Source organism: Candidatus Delongbacteria bacterium, from assembly GCA_020634015.1.
Taxonomy (GTDB): domain Bacteria; phylum CAIWAD01; class CAIWAD01; order CAIWAD01; family CAIWAD01; genus JACKCN01.
This window is the reverse complement of the sequence record JACKCN010000004.1, coordinates 99,188-119,933: the sequence shown is the minus strand read 5'-3', so window position 1 is coordinate 119,933 and position 20,746 is coordinate 99,188. Positions and strand designations below refer to the sequence as shown.

At 64.6% G+C, this 20,746-nt stretch carries 20 protein-coding genes; 6 read left to right on the top strand and 14 right to left on the bottom strand.

All coding sequences use genetic code 11. The features are described 5' to 3' along the window. Positions 1–30: 30 nt before the first annotated feature. The 3 genes from H6678_09175 to H6678_09165 are packed head-to-tail and all read right to left on the bottom strand — an operon-like array spanning position 31 to position 2,829. On the bottom strand, positions 31–1,473 hold the full coding sequence (locus H6678_09175; GenBank protein ID MCB9473969.1) for a 2-oxoacid:acceptor oxidoreductase family protein: 1,443 nt from the start codon (positions 1,471–1,473) through the stop codon (positions 31–33). A 2-nt stretch (positions 1,474–1,475) separates the two neighbouring features. Next, entirely contained in the window at positions 1,476–2,540 is a 1,065-nt protein-coding gene (locus tag H6678_09170) for a 3-methyl-2-oxobutanoate dehydrogenase subunit VorB (protein MCB9473968.1), read from the bottom strand. 1 nt (position 2,541) lies between these two features. Continuing rightward, positions 2,542–2,829 carry a ferredoxin family protein gene (locus H6678_09165; protein MCB9473967.1) on the bottom strand — a complete coding sequence of 96 codons (288 nt, stop codon included), beginning with the start codon at positions 2,827–2,829 and terminating at the stop codon, positions 2,542–2,544. Between the two features lie 423 nt (positions 2,830–3,252). On the opposite strand from H6678_09165, the gene H6678_09160 reads away from it, so the two are divergent. Continuing rightward, the gene (locus H6678_09160) at positions 3,253–4,416 is read left to right on the top strand and encodes a type III PLP-dependent enzyme (protein ID MCB9473966.1); all 1,164 of its coding nucleotides are present in this window, start codon (positions 3,253–3,255) and stop codon (positions 4,414–4,416) included. A gap of 597 nt (positions 4,417–5,013) precedes the next feature. Continuing rightward, entirely contained in the window at positions 5,014–5,262 is a 249-nt protein-coding gene (locus H6678_09155) for a hypothetical protein (GenBank protein MCB9473965.1), read from the top strand. Positions 5,263–6,351: 1,089 nt separating this feature from the next. On the opposite strand, the gene H6678_09150 is transcribed toward H6678_09155, so the two are convergent. The 11 genes from H6678_09150 to ndhC are packed head-to-tail and all read right to left on the bottom strand — an operon-like array spanning position 6,352 to position 16,724. Continuing rightward, positions 6,352–7,770 carry an NADH-quinone oxidoreductase subunit N gene (locus H6678_09150; GenBank protein MCB9473964.1) on the bottom strand — a complete coding sequence of 473 codons (1,419 nt, stop codon included), beginning with the start codon at positions 7,768–7,770 and terminating at the stop codon, positions 6,352–6,354. Between the two features lie 9 nt (positions 7,771–7,779). Next, a complete protein-coding gene (locus tag H6678_09145) occupies positions 7,780–9,303 on the bottom strand; it encodes an NADH-quinone oxidoreductase subunit M (GenBank protein MCB9473963.1) in 1,524 nt (507 codons plus the stop codon). Between the two features lie 42 nt (positions 9,304–9,345). Further along, positions 9,346–11,364, bottom strand: a complete 2,019-nt coding sequence (gene nuoL / locus H6678_09140) for an NADH-quinone oxidoreductase subunit L (GenBank protein ID MCB9473962.1) — start codon at positions 11,362–11,364, stop codon at positions 9,346–9,348. Positions 11,365–11,367: 3 nt separating this feature from the next. Next, positions 11,368–11,697 (bottom strand): NADH-quinone oxidoreductase subunit NuoK, encoded by a 330-nt coding sequence (nuoK, locus tag H6678_09135; protein MCB9473961.1) that lies wholly within the window; start codon positions 11,695–11,697, stop codon positions 11,368–11,370. Next, a complete protein-coding gene (locus tag H6678_09130; GenBank protein ID MCB9473960.1) occupies positions 11,694–12,239 on the bottom strand; it encodes an NADH-quinone oxidoreductase subunit J in 546 nt (181 codons plus the stop codon). The genes nuoK and H6678_09130 overlap by 4 nt, the downstream gene beginning before the upstream one ends. After that, a complete protein-coding gene (locus tag H6678_09125) occupies positions 12,236–12,928 on the bottom strand; it encodes a 4Fe-4S binding protein (GenBank protein MCB9473959.1) in 693 nt (230 codons plus the stop codon). Before H6678_09125 ends, H6678_09130 begins: the two co-directional genes overlap by 4 nt. Beyond that, on the bottom strand, positions 12,928–14,064 hold the full coding sequence (nuoH, locus tag H6678_09120; protein ID MCB9473958.1) for an NADH-quinone oxidoreductase subunit NuoH: 1,137 nt from the start codon (positions 14,062–14,064) through the stop codon (positions 12,928–12,930). Before nuoH ends, H6678_09125 begins: the two co-directional genes overlap by 1 nt. Before the next feature lie 2 nt (positions 14,065–14,066). Next, a complete protein-coding gene (locus tag H6678_09115) occupies positions 14,067–15,227 on the bottom strand; it encodes an NADH-quinone oxidoreductase subunit D (GenBank protein MCB9473957.1) in 1,161 nt (386 codons plus the stop codon). Continuing rightward, complete coding sequence (locus tag H6678_09110; protein ID MCB9473956.1) at positions 15,224–15,700, bottom strand: NADH-quinone oxidoreductase subunit C; 477 nt, start codon at positions 15,698–15,700, stop codon at positions 15,224–15,226. The genes H6678_09115 and H6678_09110 overlap by 4 nt, the downstream gene beginning before the upstream one ends. Then, entirely contained in the window at positions 15,697–16,383 is a 687-nt protein-coding gene (locus H6678_09105; GenBank protein ID MCB9473955.1) for an NADH-quinone oxidoreductase subunit B, read from the bottom strand. The genes H6678_09110 and H6678_09105 overlap by 4 nt, the downstream gene beginning before the upstream one ends. After that, positions 16,374–16,724, bottom strand: coding sequence for an NADH-quinone oxidoreductase subunit A (gene ndhC, locus H6678_09100; GenBank protein ID MCB9473954.1), 351 nt, complete (start codon positions 16,722–16,724; stop codon positions 16,374–16,376). Before ndhC ends, H6678_09105 begins: the two co-directional genes overlap by 10 nt. Before the next feature lie 328 nt (positions 16,725–17,052). Here ndhC and H6678_09095 point away from each other — a divergent pair, with 328 nt between their 5' ends. The 4 genes from H6678_09095 (at position 17,053) to H6678_09080 (ending at position 20,728) form a co-directional block, all read left to right on the top strand. Further along, positions 17,053–17,274, top strand: a complete 222-nt coding sequence (locus tag H6678_09095; GenBank protein MCB9473953.1) for a hypothetical protein — start codon at positions 17,053–17,055, stop codon at positions 17,272–17,274. A gap of 9 nt (positions 17,275–17,283) precedes the next feature. Next, positions 17,284–18,609: a hypothetical protein gene (locus tag H6678_09090; GenBank protein MCB9473952.1), complete on the top strand. Its 1,326-nt coding sequence runs from the start codon at positions 17,284–17,286 to the stop codon at positions 18,607–18,609. A gap of 58 nt (positions 18,610–18,667) precedes the next feature. After that, on the top strand, positions 18,668–19,627 hold the full coding sequence (locus tag H6678_09085; GenBank protein ID MCB9473951.1) for a rhodanese-like domain-containing protein: 960 nt from the start codon (positions 18,668–18,670) through the stop codon (positions 19,625–19,627). A 90-nt stretch (positions 19,628–19,717) separates the two neighbouring features. Beyond that, positions 19,718–20,728: a hypothetical protein gene (locus H6678_09080; GenBank protein MCB9473950.1), complete on the top strand. Its 1,011-nt coding sequence runs from the start codon at positions 19,718–19,720 to the stop codon at positions 20,726–20,728. Positions 20,729–20,746 lie beyond the last annotated feature (18 nt).

Genomic DNA, 20,746 nt, shown 5'->3' with positions numbered 1-20,746 from the left:
CGTGACTCAATGGGTCCGAGGAAGCGGGAATCAGTTGTTGGTGGCGCGCAATTGGCGTCCGGTTTCAATGCCTTTGGCAATGGCTTCCCGGTTCCGGCCCAGAAATTGCCGACGTTTGATGACCGCCGGAAGCGCTTCGTAGAGGGCTTCTTCCGGCAGCAGGTTGGTGTATCCGCACAGCGCCCCCAGGGCGACCATGTTGGCGAAGCGCGTATTGCCCAGCTCATCGCCCAATTGGGTGAAGGGTACGGGAATGCAGAGGCAGTCCTCGCGCCCGGGTTCCACGTCAATCAACGAACTGTCGTAGAAAATCACCCCACCTTTTTTGACCCTGGGAGCGAATTTTTCAAGGCTGGGACGGTTGAAAGCCATCAGGATGCCCGGCTCACTGACCATCGGGCTGCCGATGGGCGTGTCGGAAATGCGCACCGCGCAGTTGGCCGTGCCGCCACGCATCTCGGGGCCATAACTGGGAATCCACGAGGTCTGATAGCCTTCGATCATGGCCGCCTGGGCCACCGCGACCCCCAGCAGCATGATGCCCTGGCCACCGAAGCCGGCCATCAGGATTTCCGGATTGCGGGCTTCCGGAATCGGCACGCTGCGTTCGGCGCGATGGCCTTCGGTGGCTTTGATGTCCAGCTGGGTCTTCAGCAACTCTTCGGTCACCTCGATTGTCTCGGGATGCCAGGCCGGCACCTCATCGATGCGGTCGCGCAGGTTGCCCAGCGGGAACACGGGCAGCATCTGTTCTTCGATCCATTTCTCCGCGGACACCGGGTCCATCTTCCAGCCGCTGGGGCAGGCGGAGAGCACCTCGACGAAGGAGAAACCCTTGCCCTCGACCTGGGCGCTCAGCGCCCGGCGGATCACGCGGCGCGCCCGGGCGGTGTGCTTGGGGCTGTGCAGGCTGACCCGTTCGATGAAGACCGGTGCTTCCAGCGCGTTGAGCAGTTCGCTGACCCGGATCGGGCTGCCTTCGTTGGCCGCGTTGCGCCCCGAAGGCGTGGTGGTGGTGGTCTGGCCCATCAGGGTGGTGGGTGCCATCTGACCACCGGTCATGCCGTAGATCGCGTTGTTGACGAAGATCACCGTGATGTGTTCGCCGCGGTTGGCGGCATGGATGATCTCGGCGGTGCCGATGGCCGCCAGATCGCCGTCGCCCTGATAGGAGATCACGATGCTGTGCGGGTGGGCGCGCTTGAATCCGGTGGCCACCGCGGGCGCACGGCCGTGGGCGGCCTGGATGTTGCCCGTGTTGAAATAGTAGTACGCGAACACGCTGCAGCCCACCGGACTGATGAAGACCGCGCGATCGGTCATTCCGCCATCTTCCAGGGCCTCGGCGATCAGCTTGTGCACCACGCCGTGTCCGCAGCCCGGGCAGTAGTGGGTGCTGCGCTTGTCCACGTGGCCGGCGCGCGAGTATTCTTCGTAGAAGGCCGGGGACTTCTCAAGGATCTTGACGGCCATGCTCACTTCCCTCCTTCTGCGGTCGCCATCCGGCGCAGGTGGTCTTCCAGGATCTCCCTGGGAGTGGGCACCACGCCCCCCATGCGCGTGTAGGACAACACGGGGCGGCTGCATTCCACGGCCAGACGCACATCGTGCAGCATCTGGCCATTGTTCATTTCCACGACGGTGAAGGCTTCGGCCGTGCCTGCCAGGCGGAAGAGGGCCGCACTGGGGAAGGGCACCAGAGTGATGGGGCGCAACATGCCGGCCCGGATGCCCTGGGCGCGCAGATCGTCCACCACACTGCGCAGCAGGCGCGAGACGATGCCGTACCCCACGAAGACGTGTTCGGCGTCCTCGCAGAGATACTCTTCCCAGCGTGTCTCGTTGCGTTCGATCTCGGCGTATTTGTCCTGGAGATGCAGGTTGTGTGCTTCCAGGTCTTCGGGGTTGAGGTGGATCGAGGAGATCAGGTTGTGCTTGCTCTCCTTGTCGCCGTAGAGGGCCCAGTCCTTGCGCGGGTTTTCCAGCAGGGCCTTGGGAAACTCGACCGGTTCCATCATCTGGCCAATCACGCCATCGGCCAGCACGAAGACCGGCGTGCGGTAGCGGTCGGCCAGTTCGAAGGCCAGCGCCACCAGGTCGGCCATGTCCTGCACGCTGGCGGGGGCCAGCACGGGAGTCTTGTAATTGCCGTGTCCGCCGCCCTTGCAGACCTGATTGTAGTCGCTCTGCTCGGGAGCGATGTTGCCCAGGCCGGGGCCCCCGCGGTTGACATCCACGATCACCATGGGCAGCTCGGCACCGGCGGCATAGGAAATGCCTTCCAGTTTCAGGCTGATGCCCGGGCTGCTGCTGGCGGTCATCACGCGGATGCCACTGCCGGCCGCGCCGTAGACCATGTTGATCGCGGCCACTTCCGATTCGGCCTGGAGAAATGTGCCACCGATGCGGGGCAGGAACTTGGCCGCGCTCTCGGTGATTTCGCTGGCGGGCGTGATCGGATAGCCGAAGAACAGCCGACAGCCAGACAGGGCTGCGGCGCGGATCACGGCATCATTGCCCTTGAGCAGTTGCTTGGCCATGTCAGCACCCTCCCTTGACACCGGGTTCGGCGTGATTTGCCGCCAGGAAATCATCGACCACTTCCGCGGCCTTCTTCCAGACGATGATCGCCTCGGGTTCGGGACAGGCGTAGAAGCAGATCCCGCAGCCGGTGCAGCCCTCACCCGCGTAGGCCGCGTAATGGTAGCCCTTGCTGTTGAAGGCGCTGCTGAACTGGATGACCGATACGGGACAGTTCGCGATGCAGAGCCCGCATCCTTTGCAGAGCTCCGGCTTGACCACCATGGTGGGATTCGTGAGGACTTTCATTGCGTCTCCTGACCTTCGCGATTCGGGGACCCGGCAAGCTTGGCATCGGGTCTCGGGCAGGATCGCGGAACCTGCGCGATCAACTTCCGAAAGCTGCGATCGCCGCGGGTTGACGGATATCAAACCGGAGCCTGACGCCGACAGGATGAGGGCTGCCCAACGGATGGATTTTTCCGTCAGTCTCCGCAGTCTGCCCTCCCGGAACGCGGAAAAGTCCGCTTCGTCGCAGTTTTTCCGCCCGGGCCTTTGATGGGCTGGAATTTTTTCTATTTTCGCCCCGCGCTTCCGGATCGTCGCCGTCGGTCAAGAGCTCCTCGCGGTCCGCCAGACCGCGCATGGGCCCCGATCCGGTGGGGGTGGCGCCGCTGGCGAACGTCCCTTTCGATGGCCGGTCCCCGGCCCCCACCACAGGAGAGCCCGCTGATGCCCACTGACATTCAGGAGTATTACGCTTCTGAACAGTTCGCCCGCATGAAATCCTTCGCCGACACCCGTGAAACCCCCTTCGTCGTGATCTCCCTCGACGGAGTGACCATGGCCTACGATGACCTGGTGCAGAACTTCCCCTACGCGGATGTGTACTACGCCGTCAAGGCCAACCCCGCCCCCGAGATCATCCGCCTGCTGCGCGACAAGGGTTCCTCCTTCGACATCGCCTCGCGCTACGAACTGGACAAGGTGCTGGCCCAGAACGTGGGGCCCGACCGGATCAGCTTTGGCAACACCATCAAGAAGAGCGCCGACATCCGCTACTTCTACGAGCACGGCGTGCGCATGTACGCCACCGATTCCGAGGCCGACCTGCGCAACATCGCGCGCGCGGCACCCGGCTCACGGATCTATGTGCGCATCCTCACCGAAGGCACCCAGACCGCCGACTGGCCCCTTTCACGCAAGTTCGGCTGCCAGAGCGACATGGCGATGGACCTGCTGATCCTGGCCCGTGATCTGGGGCTGGTGCCCTACGGTGTGTCGTTCCACGTGGGCAGCCAGCAGCGCGACATCGGCGCCTGGGACGCGGCCATCGGCAAGGTCAAGGTGATCTTCGAGCGCATGCAGGAAGAAGACGGCATCGAACTGAAGATGATCAATCTGGGAGGCGGCTTTCCGGCCAACTACATCTCCAAGACCAATGATCTGTCGACCTACGCCGAGGAAATCACGCGTTTCATCCAGGAAGACTTCGGCGACGACTTCCCGCGCATCATCCTCGAGCCGGGTCGCTCGCTGATCTCCAACGCGGGCATCCTGGTCAGCGAGGTCGTGCTGATCTCGCGCAAGTCACGCACCGCGCTGAACCGCTGGGTCTACACCGACGTGGGCAAGTTCTCGGGCCTGATCGAGACCCTCGACGAATCCATCAAGTACCCGATCTGGTGCGAGAAGCACGGCGAGGAGGAGGAAGTCGTGCTGGCCGGTCCCACCTGCGACAGCGCCGACATCATGTACGAGAACTCGATGTACGAGCTGCCCCTCAACCTGGCCATCGGCGACCGCCTCTACTTCCTGACCACGGGCGCCTACACCACCAGCTACAGCGCCATCGAGTTCAACGGCTTCCCCCCGTTGCGATCGTATTACATCTGATCTTCTGTCAGCACTCAATTGCGGGCCGGATTCCTTCACGGGAGTTCGGCCCGTGTTGCTTGCGACTGGTCACACACGTTCCAAAAAAACCGTCATCCCCCCCTCCACTGTCATCCCCGCGCAGGCGGGAACCCCGATGGGTTACACGGCAAAGCAACTCAATCGCACCCCCATACCCGTTCCAGCCGCCCGTCGGCCGGCGTCGCTGTGCGCCAATTCAGGTGCCGTCTCACGACGGGTTTCGTGATGCCTTCCTCGGCCCGGGATTGCCTCCCGTGACGCATCGTTTTCCACCTTTCTTTGGACGGGTCCAAAGCAAGGTGGAGCCAAAGAAAGACCCTCTTCGCAGGCCTCGCGCCGCGCTAACTTGGCCCGCGCTGCGGTCCTTCGGGCCAAGCGCGGCGACCCACGCTCCCTGCCCGACCGTTCCGTCTCGATGGTTCCGCCACCGGCGTCACCGCTGCGGAAGTGACACAATCAGTGTCATCCCCGCGACGGCGGGGATCCCGAGCGGTTGCACCGAAACTCATTCGCGTTCGGAACTGCTGTGCGCCGGACGGTGTGCGTGTCACGGAAGCGGGCGAGGTGGTGGAGGAGATGGCGGTCGAAACGGTCGGTGCCGCCTTGCACAAGGTGACGGTCCCATCGACCGCCACCACGACCGTCATGCCGTCTGACGAAACCGCGGACGAGATGGTGGACGAGATGGCGGTCGAGACGGTCGATGCCCCCTTGCACACGGCGACGGTCCTTTCGACCGTCGCCCTGACCACCCCCGCGCATGGTTCCGATTGTCCCGGGCATCCACGCCCACCCGTGGATTCCCCACGGGCTATGGATGTATGATGCCCCGTTCGGGGCTTGGTGGGGGAGAGGGTGGGCGTTGGTTTCCGTGTGTGTTGGTGGGCACGCTGCGCTTTGCCCACCCTACGGGGGGAAGCGTCATACAAACCGCCCCGCAGGGACACACCATCAACAGCCGCGGGGAGCATTGCCAAAGCGACGCTTTGGGGTGAATGCGGCGGTTCGAGAGAAACAGGGTGTGCGGTGTAAATGTTCGGGCCCCCCGCTTCCGCGGGGGTGACGGTCATGCAGGGAATTCTCGGTGTCACGCATGATCCATCCCCTTCCACAGCGGTGACGCCGGTGGCGGAACCATCGAGACGGAATGGTCGGGCAGGGAGCGTGGTCCGCCGCGCTTGCTCGCCGGACCGCGAAGCGGGGCCAAGTTTGCGCGGCGCGAGGCCTGCGAAGAGGGTCTTTCTTTGGCTCCACCTTTCTTTGGACCCGTCCAAAGAAAGGTGGAAAACGATGCATCACGGGAGGCAGACCCGGGCCGAGGAAGGCATCACGGGCCCCCGTCAGTGACAGGATACCAGTGGAAGAGATGGAAGATTGAGGGTTCGAGGACTCCGGTGCGGCCGATGTCCGCATTCCCCATTCCGGGCGACCCGGATTTCGCCGGAAAATCAGATGACGCGATCACGTGTGTGGGGCTGCATCGGGCCCGGCTGGAAGCTACGGCTCTGTCTCTGATCAATCTTCTTCCAAAGCGGTGACGCCGGTGGCGGAACCATCGAGACGGAACGGTCGGGCAGGGGACGTTGGTCGCCGCGCTTGCTCGCCGGACCGCGCAGCGGGCCAAGTTTGCGCGGCGCGAGGCCTGCGAAGAGGGTCTTTCTTTGGCTCCACCTTTCTTTGGACCCGCTCCAAAGAAAGGTGGAAAACGACGCCTCACGGGAGGCAGTCCCCGGCCGAGGATGGCATCACGGGCCATAGTCAGTGACAGGATACCGGTGGAAGAATGACCGGTGGAGGGTTCGTCCAGTCCGGTGCGAGCGGCGAGTCATGGCTCCCGGATTTCGCCGGAACACAGGCGATTCGGCAACAGATAGCGGGCTGCATCCGGGCTACGTTCTGATCGTGCGCATCCAGCTAGAAACCGGCGAGCCAGCCCATGGTGCTCTGATGGATCAGTTCATACACTGCCGGCACCACACCTGCCAGCAGAACGGTCACACCGCCGAAGGCGATCACGAAGGCGGTGCTGCCACCACCGGAGCTGCGCCGCGTGGCGGGCTCCGGGTCTTCGATGTAGGCCTGGCGCAGAATGCGCAGGTAGTAGTACAACGAGATCGTGGAATTGATCGCGCCCAGCAGCACCAGCCAGTGGTAGCCCACGTCGGCGGCCACGGAGAAGAGCAGGAACTTGCCGGTGAAACCCGCCAGGGGAGGGATGCCGGCCAGGCTCAGCAGACCCAGCAGCAGAGCCACGGCCAGCCCGGGGCGCTCGCGGCTGAAACCGCGGAAATCTTCGACCTCGCGGGCCCCGGCGGCGCGTTCCCAATACAGGATCACACCGAAGACCGCCACGTTGCCCGCCAGGTACACCAGCAGGTAGTACAGCATGGCGCCGATGCCCATGGTGCCGCTGGGGTCGAGGAAACCGAAGAGCAGATAGCCCGCCTGGCTGATCGAGCTGTAGGCCATGAAGCGCTTGAGGTTCTGCTGGACGATGGCCACCAGGTTGCCCACGGTCATCGTTATCGCGGCCAGGCCGGCCAGCAGGGGACTGATGTCCCAGAGGGCTTCGGGGAAGACCCGGTAGACCAGCTGCACCAGAAAGGCCAGCCCGGCGGCCTTGGAGCCCATGCTGAGCCAGGTGGTCACGGGGGTGGGTGCGCCTTCGTAGACATCGGCGGCCCAGAGGTGGAAGGGGGCCAGGCTCATCTTGAAGGCCCCGCCCGAGAGCAGCAGGGCGAAGCCCAGCCAGCCGATGGGCTGCGAAAGTGCCGTGATGCCCGCCTCGAAGGACAGGCTGCCATGCAGTCCGGCCATGAGTGCCAGACCGAAGACGATCAGGCCCGAGGACAGCGCGGCCAGCAGCACGTACTTCAGTGCGGCTTCCGCCGAAGATTCGGACTGGCGGTTCCAGGCGCTCAAAAGCACCAGCGGCAGAGTGGCCAGTTCCAGCCCGATGAAGAGGGTCAGCAGGTCGCCCGCGGACACCAGGAAGAGCATGCCCAGCAGGCTGCCCAGCAGGGTGGCGAAGTATTCGCCGCCCGCGTGGCCTTCGTGTTCGCTGCGCGGGGAGTCGGCGGCCAGCAACACCACCAGCAGGGCCGAGACCAGCAGAATGCCCTTGAACCAGAGTGTCACGCTGTCGAGATGAAAGGCGCCCCCGAAGAGGCTGCCCTCGGTGGGCAGGTTCAACAGGGCCAGCAGGGCCAGCCCCAGGCCCACGGCGCAGAGTCCGGCGGAGGCTCGCAGCGACCCCTCGGGGCGGAAGGCGGCCAGCAGCAGGCTGAGCACAAGGGTCGTGCAGACCAGGACTTCGGGCAGGATCAGCAGCATGACGGCCTCTCAGAATCCGTTCAGGCGCGCCAGCATGGGCTGGAGCGAGGTTTCGATCAACTGGGTCAGGGTGGCGGGAATCATGCCCACCAGAGCCAGAGTGGCGATGAGAATGCCCGTGGCCAGCTTCTCGTGCCACAGCACGGGCGGCAGAGTCTCGAAGTGCGGGTTGGTCACCGGGCCGTGGAAGACCGTGGCCAGGCCGCGCAGCACGTATACCGCGGTGATCACGATCGAGGCCGTGGCGATGACCGTGAGGGTGCGGGTGAGGGTCTGCGAGGTCCATGGATTGCCGAAGAAGCCGCCCAGGAACACATGCAGCTCGGCGATGAAACCGGAGAAGCCGGGCAGCCCCAGCGAAGCCAGACCGCCGATGTAGAAGCTCACGGCCAGCCATGGAATCACCTTCGCCAGGCCACCCATTTCACTGAGGATGCGGGTGTGCGTGCGTCCGTAGACCATGCCGATCAGGCCGAAGAACAGGCCGGTCATGATGCCATGGCTGAACATCTGGATCACCGCGCCCTTGAAGCCCATCAGATTCAGGGTGCAGAGGCCGAAGAGGATGAACCCGCAGTGGCTGACGCTGCTGTAGGCGGTGAAGTACTTGAGGTCCTTCTGACGAATCGCACCCAGGCTGCCGTAGACGATGTTGATCGTGGTCAGCACCAGAAAGGCCAGCGCCCAGTGCTTGGCCCCCTCGGGCAGCAGATAGATCGCGATGCGCAAGACACCGTACCCCCCCAGCTTCATCAGCACGCCCGCGTGCAGCATCGAGACGCCCGTGGGGGCCGAGGCGTGGCCGTCCGGGCTCCAGGTGTGGAAGGGGTAGAGTGCGCCGATCACGCCAAAGCCGATGAAGATGGCGGGGAAGACCCACTGCTGGAAGGCTGGCGGATAGTGCACGCTGCCCAGCGCCAGCAGGTCGAAGGTGGCCAGCCCGCTCTGGTGATACAGGGCCAGAAAGCCCACGATGATGCCCGCGGAGCCCAGCAGCAGCATCAGGGTCAGTTTCATCGCCGCGTACTTGCGCTGTCCCGTGCCCCAGATGCCGATCAGCAGGTACATGGGCAGCACGGCCACTTCGTAACAGACCAGGAACAGGAACAGGTCGAAACTGACGAACACGCCGAAGACCCCGGCCACCAGCACGAAGAGCAGCACGAAGAATTCCTTGAGACGGTCCTCCATGGTCCACGAGGCCAGCACGGCGGTGAAGATGATGATGCCCGTGAGCACCAGCATGGCCGCCGAGATGCCGTCCAGGCCCACCAGATACTGGATGCCCAGACTGGGAAACCAGAGCAGGCGCTCACTGAAATGGAGTACGGTGTCACTGCCGATCGCCGCTGGGTCGGCCCCGCGGACGGCCTGCTGCCAGTACATCACGGCCAGCACCAGACTGAGCACGAGCGTGGCCAGTGATCCGACGAAGGAAATGCCGCGCAACAGGGGCTTGTTCTCGCCGGGCACCAGCAACAGCGCCAGGGCAGTCAGCAGGGGCAGCAACAGAATGAGGGATACGAGGCCCATGGGAGTCCTGAAAAGTTGTTCCCGGCAGATCCGGGCGTGAGGTCAGGGCAGCAGGAACCAGAGCAGCAGGCCCAGGCCCACCGCACCGCTTACCAGCCAGGTGGCGTAGGCCTGGACCTGGCCGTTCTGGATCAGAGTCAGGCCGGCACCGCCGATGCGGGCCAGCCAGCCGGTGAGATTCACGGCACCGTCCACCACGTTGCGGTCGAACCAGGCAATGGGGGCGGCCACCAGATTGAAGACGATCTTCCTGGTGACGAACAGCCAGATCTCATCGATCCAGAAGCGCGCGTCGATGGCTCGCCCGATGGGACCCAGTGCGGCAAACAGCGAGTCACGGCGTGCTGCCGATCGCGCCGGATCACTGCCGTGGAGCCACCAGGCCAGACCCAGTCCCAGCAGCGAGGCCAGTGTGGCCGGAGCCGCGATGCTCCAGTCGATGCCGTGTGCGCCCGCGTGTTCGGCACCCGTGCTCACGTATTGGCCCATGGGCAGCCAGCCCGCAGCCACGGCCAGAGCAGCCAGCACCAGCAGGGGCACGGTCATGGTCCAGGGGGCGTCGTGGGCGTGCGCGGCCGCCTCGCTGCGCGGTTCACCCAGGAAGGCCACCAGGTAGATCCGCGCCATATAGAAGGGAGTGAGCACGGCCACCAGCATGCCGGTGGCATAGACCCAGGTGTGTCCGCTTTCCAGCGCCGCGCGCAGGATTTCGTCCTTGGAGAAGAACCCAGAGAAGGGCGGCAGGCCCGCGATGGCCAGCACGGCCAGCAGGAAGGCGAGATGGGTCAACGGCATCTTTCTGCGCAGCCCGCCCATCTCCCGGATCGAGTTGCTGTGCACCGCGTGGATCACCGCGCCCGCGCCCAGGAAGAGCAGGGACTTGAAGAAGGCATGGGTGAACAGGTGGAACAGGCTGGCGGTGTACCCCAGCGGGTGATCCATGCTGGCCACGCCCAGTGCGAACATCATGTAGCCCAATTGACTGAGGGTACTGTAGGCCAGCACGCGCTTGATGTCGTCCTGACGGCAGGCCAGCAGCGCGGCGAAGAGGCAGGTGAAGGCCCCCACGAATGCCACCACCTGTAGCGGCTGGCCCGCGGCGGCGAAGGCCGGGAAGAGCCGGGCCACCAGATAGACACCGGCCACCACCATCGTGGCGGCGTGAATCAGGGCCGAAACGGGTGTGGGGCCTTCCATTGCATCGGGCAGCCAGATATGCAGCGGGAACATGGCGCTCTTGCCTGCTGCGCCCATGAAGACCAGCAGCAGCGACAGGCTGAGCAGGCTCAGGCCGCCCACGGTCCAGGGCAGGGAGAGCACGGCGTCGTGAAAACCCGCGGAATTGAGCACGGCAAAATCCGCGGGCATGCTGTCCGCCGCGGCCATGCCCGTGGCCTGCAGGCCGGGCAGCAGTTGCCAGCCCATCCATGACAGCAGCAACGTGCCCAGCAGGAGCCCCAGATCGGCGAAGCGTGTCACGATGAAGGCCTTCTTGGCCGCCGCCACCGCCGACGGTTTGCTGAAGTAGAAGCCGATCAGCAGGAAACTGCTGGCACCCACCAGTTCCCAGCAGACATAGAGCTGCACCATGTTGGACGCCAGCACCAGCCCCAGCATGCTGAAGGTGAACAGATTCAGAAAGGTGAAATAGCGCGCCTTGCCCGGGTCGTCGGCCATGTAGCCGATGGAGTACAGGTGCACGAAGGCGCTCACCGTGGTCACCACCACCAGCAGCAGCAGCGAGGCCGGATCGAGCAGGGTGCCCATGCCGAAGACCAGATCGGGGCTGGCCTGCAGCCAGGGCAGCTGCCAGCTCACCAGAGCAGGATGTGCGCCACCCGCAGGGAAGAAGCTGTAGTAGCGCAGGGCCAGCAACCAGCTCAGCACCATGCTGGCGAAGACCAGCGTGGTGGCCAGCGGTCCGACCCACTCCTTCTTCAGCGGACGGATCACCAGCCCATTGAGCAGGAAACCCGCCAGCGGCAGCCCGGGCACCAGCCAGGCCCGGCTCAGCAGAGGATCACTGGCGGCCTGGGCCAGCTGGGGAATCAGCTCGCTCATCGCTCAGCCTTTCAGCGAATTCATGTGGGTCACATCCGTGCTGTGCCGCGTCTTGAACAGGGTCACGAACACGGCCATCGCCACGGCCACTTCGGCGGCCGCCACGGCGATGATGAAGAGCGCGCCCAGCATGCCCTCGACGCGCCCGGGGTGCAGGCAGGCGAAGAGCGCCACCAGAGTCAGTGCGCCCGCGTTGAGCAGGATCTCAATGCTCAGCAGCACGCCAATGGCGCTGCGCCGGCTGAGCACGCCGAAGATCCCGATCGAGAACAGGGTCAGCCCCAGCAGCAGCCAGTGCGCGGCCGTGGGTTCCCAGCCGGAGGGCCAGTTCATGCGGGGGTCTCCTTGCTGGAATCCTTCTCCGAGGTCTTGCGTGCCACATAGACCCCACCCACGGCGGCCAGCAGCAGCAGCACGCTCAGCAGTTCGAAGGGCAGCACGCTGCCACCCTCACCGGCCGAGAGCAACTGGCGGCCCAGCTGGGCCGTGACACCGTCCAGGGGTTGGGCCAGTGCGTTGGGTGTCTCGGAAAGGGCCGACGCGCCCACCATCCAGACTCCCAGGCCCAGGAAGGCGAGGCTGGCCATGGCCGCGCCCAGCAGGCGCAGGGTGGCCGGAGGTGCTTCCTCGAGCTCGCTGCTGTGGGTGAGCATGATCGTGAACACCAGCAGCACCACGATGCCGCCGATGTAGACCAGAATCTGGATGCCCGCCAGGAATTCGGCGCCCAGCAGCAGATAGAACACGGCCCCGCAGAGCAGCACGCCCGTGAGATACAGGGCACTGCGCAGGATGCGCCGCGAGAGCACCACGCCCAGGGCAAGTGCGATGCTGGCGAGGGCGAAGCACCAGAAGAAGGGAATCGCCAGGTTCATTCCTTTGTCCCCCCGCGGCTCTCGAGGGCGGGCAGGCCGTCCATCGCTGTGCCCGAGAGCGGCAGTGCGCCGTCGTAGCGTCCCACGGGCACCATCGAGGCGGCGCGGGCTTCGGGATCCTCGATCTTGGCCGCCAGAGCGGAATGGGGGCCGGCGTAGGTGTTGAGGTTGTAGACCAGCAGGCGGCGGTCGAAGACCGAGCTCTCGAACTTGCCATCGAAGATGATCGCATCGTGGGGGCAGGCCTGCACGCAGGCATTGCAGAAGGTGCAGGTGTCCAGTCGCCATGTGTAGCGTTCGATCTCGGGTTTCTTGCTGGCTTCGCCCTTCTGGGTGGCGATGATGATGGATGTGTTGGGGCAGGCCTTCTCGCAGATCCGGCAGCCCGTGCAGCGATGCAGGCCATCTTCCTCATACAGGAAGATCAGCCGGGCCCGGTAGCGCTCGGGCATCTTCAGCGTATCACGGTTCTCGGGGTACTGGCGCGTGACCACCGTCGAGGGCTTGCGGAAATAGCGGAAGGTGATCCGCATGCCGGTGAGCAGGCTGCCCAGTCCGTTGACCGTGCGTCCGGCCAGGCCCTGGGGGATCGGGCGCGGGGCCCGGATCACGGACACCGACTGCCCGCCCACTTCCTGCTGGCCGCGCAACCCTTCCCGCGCGGCGGTTCCCAGGTCAATCAGGGGCATCAGAATCCTCCGGGGAAGATCACGCCGCCCAGCAGCACCAGCAGGGCGCAGAGCAGCAGGTTGAGCAGGGAGACGGGCAGCAGGAAGGTCCATTCCAGGCGCATCAGCTGGTCCACCCGCAGACGGGGGAAGGTCCAGCGGAACCACATCATCAGAAAGATCAGCCCGCCGGTCTTCAGTCCGAACCAGAGCACGGGGGGAATGAGATCCATCGCGCCGTTGAAGGCCTGCCAGTCGCCGATGTGGAAAGGCAGCCAACCGCCCAGAAACAGGGTCGCGGCAATCGCGCTGGCCACGAACATGTTGAGGAACTCGGCCAGGAAGAAGAAGGCGAAGCGCAGGCCCGAGAACTCGGTATGGAATCCCGCGGCCAGCTCGCTCTCGCCTTCGGGAATGTCGAAGGGCGTGCGGTTCACTTCGGCGGTGCTGGCGATCACGAAGAGCAGGAAGCCCAGCAACCCGGCCACGGGAGCCCGCCAGATCCACCAGCCCGCCTGCTGGCTCTGGATGATGCCGTTGAGGCTCATGGAACCGGCCAGCATCACCACGGCCAGCACGGCCAGGGTGGCGGTCAGCTCGTAGCTCACGATCTGGGCTCCGGCGCGCATGGCTCCCAGCAGCGACCACTTGTTGTTGCTGCTCCAGCCTCCCAGCAGAATGCCCAGCACACTCAGGCTGCCCACCGCCAGCACGAAGACCACGCCGATCGAGAGGTCCGTGACCTGCAGCCAGGGGCTGGCCGGTACCAGAGCCATCGCCAGCAGCGACCCACTGAGCACCAGTCCGGGGGCCAGGAAGAACAGCAGCTTGTCGGCGCCCGTGGGCACCAGGTCTTCCTTGGAGAGCAGTTTCACCGTGTCGGCCACGGTCTGGAAGATGCCGTGCGGCCCCACGCGCATGGGACCCAGGCGGCACTGGAAGTGAGCGGCCACCTTGCGCTCGGCGTAGACCAGCACCAGACCGAGCACGGTGAAGGCCGCCATCACGCCTGCCAGTGACACGGCCATCCAGAAGGCGGCCAGCCAGAGGTTGTCGGGCAGGGCGGCACTGGCACGTTGGCTCACGGGCAGCGAGAGCGTGACCAGCAGCGTATTGAACAGGTCAAGGGGCGAGCCGCCCGCGGGCAGAAGAGGCATGTTCATCGGTCGATGTCCGGCACTACCAGGTCCAGTGTGGAAGCGATCGCCACCAAGTCGGCCAGACGCCAGCCCCGGGCGATTTCCGTGATGCACCACAGGTTGTTGAAGTTGGGCGTGCGCAGGTGCGCGCGCCAGGGGAATTCCTTGCCGTCGCTGACGATCTGCAGGCCCAGGATGCCGCGCGCGGTTTCCAGTTCGCCGTAGAACCGACCCTCGGGCAGGCGGATCTTGGCGGCGGGTTTCATGGTCATGAAGGGGCCTTCGGGAATGCCGTCCAGCAGCTGTTCCACCATGCGCAGCGACTGGCGCATTTCTTCCACGCGCACGTGGTAGCGGTCCCAGCTGTCGCCCACGGTGCCCACGGCCACGTCGAAGTCCAGTTGATCGTACACACCGTAGGGGCGCACCTTGCGCAGGTCCCAGGGCACTCCGCTGGCGCGCAGCACCGGTCCGGATGTGCCCAGGGCCACGGCGCGTTCGGCGCTGAGCACGCCCACGTCCACCAGGCGTTCGTGCACGATCAGGTTGCCGCTGACCAGCTGCTCGTATTCCTCGAGGTGGGGGCGGAATCCAGTGATCCAGGCCTTGACCTTGCGCACGAAGTCCGGGTGGATGTCACTCATCAGCCCACCGGGCTGGATGTAGTTCATGGTCAGGCGGGCGCCAATGGTCTCTTCCAGGATCTCCGTGATGCCTTCGCGGTCACGGAAGCCGTAGAGGAAGGGGGTGAAGGCGCCCAGGTCCATGCCCAGCACGCCCCACCAGAGCGTGTGGCTCTGCAGGCGCTGCAGCTCGGACATCAGGGTGCGGATGTGCTCGATGCGCGCGTTGGTCTCGATGCCGGCGGCCGCTTCCACGGTCTTGGCCACGCACCAGTTGTTCATCAGGCAGGACAGATAGTCCAACCGATCCGTGAGATGCACGAACTGACGGTAGGTCTGGTGCTCGGCGATCTTCTCGATGGAGCGGTGGATGTAGCCCAGCACGGGAATCACTTCGCGTACGGTCTCGCCATCCAGCTTGAGCACCAGGCGCAGCACACCGTGAGTCGCCGGGTGCTGGGGCCCCATGTTGATGAAGTATTCCTGGGTGGCCAGGGGGCCATCGGCGCCCCGGGGTGGACGGGTCACCTCGTCCAGGCTGGTCAGGCGCACGCTCATCGCCGGCCTCCACCGGGTTCGGTGATCATGAAATCGTCCTCGTAGTCCTTGCGCAGCGGCCAGCCCTTCCAGTCGTCCTCGAGGAACAGGCGGCGCAGATCCGGGTGGTTGTCGTACAGCACACCGAACAGGTCGTAGACTTCGCGTTCCTGCCAGAGGGCATTGGTCCAGATGGTATGCAGGCTGGGGCTGACCGGGTTCTCGCGGGGCAGTGTCACGCTCAGAGCCAGGCAATGGTTGTGAGACGTGGAGTCCAGTTGCCAGAGCAGCTCGATCTGCTGCTCGGCAGGCCGGTCCACGGCGCAGTGGTCGCTGAGCAGGTCGAAGGCCAGCTCGGGCGTCCGCCGCAGCAGAGCGGCCACGTCCAGCAGGCGCTCTGCCGGCAGTGTCAGACAGAGGCGGTCGCTGGCCTCAAGAAATTCCAGTCCTGGCAGCAGGGCTTCCAGGCGACTGCGCAGGTCCGCGGGGCTCATTGTGGAGTCTCCCTGGCTGGAGGGTCCGGGTGGTATCGGCCCTGGTCACCCGGCCTGGCCACACGGTCGGCGAAGGGGTCAGCCAGGTCCACGCGATTTTCGGCCACCAGCGGGCCGCAGAGTTCCGCCCGGATGTCGTCCACCCCGATGCCCGGAGGCAGGGCGGCCATCACGGGAGCATGGCGCCGCTCGGAGTGTTTCCAGCCCGTGCGTTCGCGAATCAGTTTCTGCAGGGTCAGAATGCCGTAGAACAGCCCTTCGGGGCGCGGGGGGCAGCCGGGAACGTAGACGTCCACGGGAATGATGTCATCCACGCCGCGCAGGCTGGAGTACGAGTGATACACGAAGGGCCCGCCCGAAATGGTGCAGGAGCCCGTGGCGATCACGTAACGCGGTTCGGCCATCTGCTCGTAGAGCGTGCGCAGACGCGGAGCCATGCGCTTGACGATGGTGCCCGCCAGAATCAGCAGGTCGGCCTGACGCGGAGAAGGCCGGGTGACTTCGGCGCCGAAGCGGGCCAGGTCATTGTGCGAGGCACCGGCGGCCATCATCATTTCAATGGCGCAGCAGCTGGTGCCGAAGGTCAGGGGCCAGAGGCTGTTGGAACGCGCCCAGGCGATCACGTCTTCCAGGCGGGTCAGAAGCACATTCTGGGCCAGTTCCGGATCGGGACTCACACCCATTGCATCACCCCCCGTTTCCAGGCATAGACCAACGCCACCAGCAGCAGGGCCACGAACAGCACCACCTCGATCAGTCCGGCCATGCCCAGTTCTCGGATCACCAGGGCCCATGGGAAGAGGAAGGCCGCTTCCACATCGAACACCAGAAACAGCAGCCCGATCAGGTAGAAGCCGGCATTGAACTGCAGGCGGCTGCCGCCGATGGTCGTTTCGCCACATTCGTAGGCACGCCCCTTGACCTCACCGGGAGTGCGCGGGGCCAGCAGGCGGGAAATCAGCAGGCCCACCGCGACCAGGCCGAAAGCCAGACCGGCGAAGAGCAGCAGCACCAGGTAACTCATGGAAGACTCTCCTGACGGACACCAAGCCAGATGCGAAGCCCCAGCATAGGTAGCATGATCTGGCCCTTTCTTGACCAAAGTCAGGTTGCGATCTGACACTGCTTGGCAGAGCGTGCCTGAACATCCCACGAGTTTGCCAACCGTGACACACACATCCCGACACGTTTTTCCTGAACGGGTACCACAAGGACTTGCGAGGCCCTTCAAAGCAGGAAAAGTTCGGGGTGGGCGCAAATTGTTTGACTTGAATCAAGAAAGAGCCTTGGTCGGATGGCTAATCTGATTCCGTTCCGTCGAACGGCACCTTGTTGAACTGAAGGATTGCCCCATGACCCGACATGCGTCATCGTCACGCTGGAAACGCTTCCTCCTGCCCGGCTTTCTGCTTGCCGGTCTGTTGCTGGGAGCCTGCGAGCGCATCCAGCCCAGTACAAGCGGATCGTTGAGTGGCGACGAGGTGCTGGTTTCCTGCGAGAGTTGCCATTCCACGCGCTCCTGGCTGCAGAGGCTGGCCGTCGAGGAAGTGGAGGAAAGTTCGGGCGGTGGCTGAGGCGGTACCGTGGCTCAGTTGGAGTCCTGGGAAAAAGTATACATGGATCACCCCGACGGATTCGCGGCCATCGAGCCGGTGCATTCGCGGGTGGGCTGCGTGGGATGTCACGGGGGAACCGACCCGGTGGTGGCCCGCAGCGAGAACATCAACGATCTCTTCACCGCCATGATGGAAGCCCACGAAGCTGACATCACCTATACGGCCACAGGCACACCCGATCGCACTCAGGTGGACGACCACGCCATGCTGCGCGATCCCAGTATGCTGCCCGAACTGAATTGCAATGGGGCTTCCTGCCATGCCGACCACGTGGAGAAGGCGGCCAGCAGTCTGCACAACAATCTCTGGGGCGAGAAGCACAAGGTGGCCCTGCGCGCCGGATATCCCTCCTTCGAAGCCTGTCCGGCCGAGCTGAAGGAAGCCTATTCTGCCGAATGCACCTCCTGCCATGCGAGCTGCGGTCAGTGTCACATCTCGCGCCCACTGAGCGTCAAGGGCGGATTTCTGGACGGCCATCGCTTCCAGCGCACGCCCGACCAGGAGAACAACTGCACGGCCTGCCACGGTTCCCGCGTGGGCAATGACTACAGCGGCCACATGGAAGGCAATCAGCCGGACGTGCATCAGCAGCTGGGCTTCGACTGTCTGTTCTGCCACCAGGAGAACATGCACGGCGACGGCCGTACCGACTACACCAGTCGCTACGAGGTCGAGGGCCTGCCCACCTGCACCCGCTGCCACAGCCAGAGTGCGGACCGCAACATCTACCACGACACGCACTGGCAGGGCAGTGGAGCCGAAATGGGCCTCTCCTGCAACGTGTGCCACAGTCAGCCCTACACCAGTTGCATCAACTGCCACACCGGCGGTGTCTGGAGCAGCGACGATCCCCAGGGCTATGCCGAGTTCCCCAGTTTCCGCATCGGACGCAACAGCGGCAACTGGAGCACGCATCCCTCCAGCGAGGAATCCTATGTGGTGGTGCGGCATGTGCCCATCAGCGAAGACAGTTATGCCCCCTGGGGCTGGCCGCGCCTTGAGAGCTGGGCCGCCTTCGAAACCTGGGAATACGCCAGCCCGCACAACATCGCGCGGATCACGCGGCAGACTCAGGTGGCGGCCACCGGGCCCGTGGACGCAAGCAACTGCTGGATCAGTTGCCATTCCGACCGCAATGGGCCTTTCGCCGAAGAGAATCGTGGGCTGTTCCTCTGGGAGAGCTTCGTGGACAGCCTGGGTCAGCACGTCAGCAACACCCGTCAGACCGAAGGCGCTGCCAACCGCAACGTCGTGGTTGACCGGGGGCTGCCCGACAGCTGGCTGAGACCTTGACAAAAATGTGACCGCAATCCGCGGAAACACTCTTTTCAAACAGTGACGAGGTATACAAATGAAACTGTTGAAGGGCCTTGTGGTGGCCTCTCTGGTCGCGTCGCTCAGCTTGTTCACGGGCTGCTCCGATGATGACAACAACAACGATCCGGCGCAGACCCAGTTCGACCTGCTTTCTGCGTACACCGATGCCCATCTCGCCGACTGGACGGCCAGCGGCTGGATCAAGGATGCCTCGGATGTCTACAACAACCTTGCCGCGCGCTATGTCATCGACATGCGTTCGGCAGCCGACTACGGAACCGGACATATCGAAGGTGCCGTGAACGCCACCCCGTCCACCCTGCTGAGCGTTGCCGGCAATGCCGGCGGCAAGACGATCGCCGTGGTCTGCTACACCGGCCAGACCGCCAGCTGGGCCACCATGGCCCTGCGCATGAGCGGCTACGCTGACGCCTATGCCATGAAGTACGGCATGTCCGCCTGGAACCAGACCTACGCCGGTTCCTGGGACGGTGGCTGCTCCGACACATACGTGGCGGATTTCGTCACCACCGCGCCGCCCGCCCTGCCCACCTACGATGCCCCGGCGCTGAGCGGAAGCCAGACCTCCGGTGCCGACATTCTGGCCGACCGCGTGCAGGCCGTGCTTCAGGGTGGATTCCTGACCAAGACCGCCGCCAGCGTGTTCGCCGACCTCAGCGGCTACAACGTCATCAACTATTGGTCCGAAGCCGACTATACCACCTTCGGTCACATTCCCGGCGCGCTGCAGGTCAGCCCGGGCACCCTGTTCGCCGACCAGAACCTGAGCGTGCTGGACCCCGCCGGTCAGAATGTGCTCTATTGCTGGACGGGCCAGACCAGCGGTTTCATGTCCTTCTACCTGAACGTGATGGGTTATGAGACCTACAGCCTCAAGTTCGGCGCCAATTCCATGATTCATGGAAACCTCGGTGGCCATGCCTGGGGCACTGGCGGCATCGTGGACTACAACTATCCCGTGGTGACCAACTGAGACGCTTCGTGTCACGGGCAGCGGACGGTATCCGTTCGCTGCCCGTGTGTCTGACAATCCGTTTTCGCAGTGCCAGCCTGGGGGATTGAGATGTCCGTTTCGACCGCACCTCACGTCGTGTCGCCCGGCCTTGCCGGATGGGTGACGCGCGGATTGTCCCTGGTGTGGTTGGTGCTGGGCCTGCTCTGGCTGGGGAGCGCGCCCAGTCAGGTCCTGGCCGGTCCGGATGCCGCCGGTGCCCCCGCGGACTGGTCGGCCCCGGGAATGCCCGATTCGCTGTTCGATGGCCGGAGTGTCACCGTGCCCGGCAGCCCCGATCCTCACGGTACCGCCTCTGCCTGCCTTGCCTGCCACCTCGATCGGGGTCTTCCCTCGATGTCCAATGTGGACGGCACACGCTGCGTGAACTGCCACGATGCCCGGGCCCATTCCCTGCGCGTGCACAGCGTGGACGCCAGCCTGCCAACCGGCAAGGGATTTCTGCCCCACGTGGATCTGCCGCTGGTGAACGGACGCCTCGATTGCCTGACCTGCCATGGCAAGGTCTGTTCCCCCCAGCGGGCCAATCGCGCCGCCCTGCGGGGGGGGCCATTCACGCGGGAGCAGGGCTTCTGCTACCAATGCCATACCGAAAATGCCTTCCAGGGGCTCAGCCCGCATGTCACCCCGCTTCCGACTGAAAGCCAGCAACGACTCACGCGGGAAGGCATGGACACTTTGTGCGCGCTCTGCCATCAGGGCGATGCACGGCCCGGCGAACCCGCGCTGCGCATGGAATCCCGCGCGCTTTGCGGCCGCTGCCACGCGGCCGACCAGCATCAGCATCAGCATCTGGGTGTGTCGCTGGACTCGCCGGGCGTTGATTCCGCCATTCCGGCGAGACTGGAAGAGTTCGAGCAGCGCAGCCAGTTCCGGCTGCCGCGCGACACGGGCAACCGGATCGGCTGCACCACCTGCCACCTGCCCACGGTGGCCTGTGATCCGGCCGGGGCCATGGCCGAGTTTCCACCCAGCGGACTGCGACTTCCCGCTGAACTGATCTGCCTGGCCTGCCACAATCTGTCGGTGACCACGGCTCCCAGACCCGCGGCCCGTCGATGAGCGCGGGACAGTATCCCA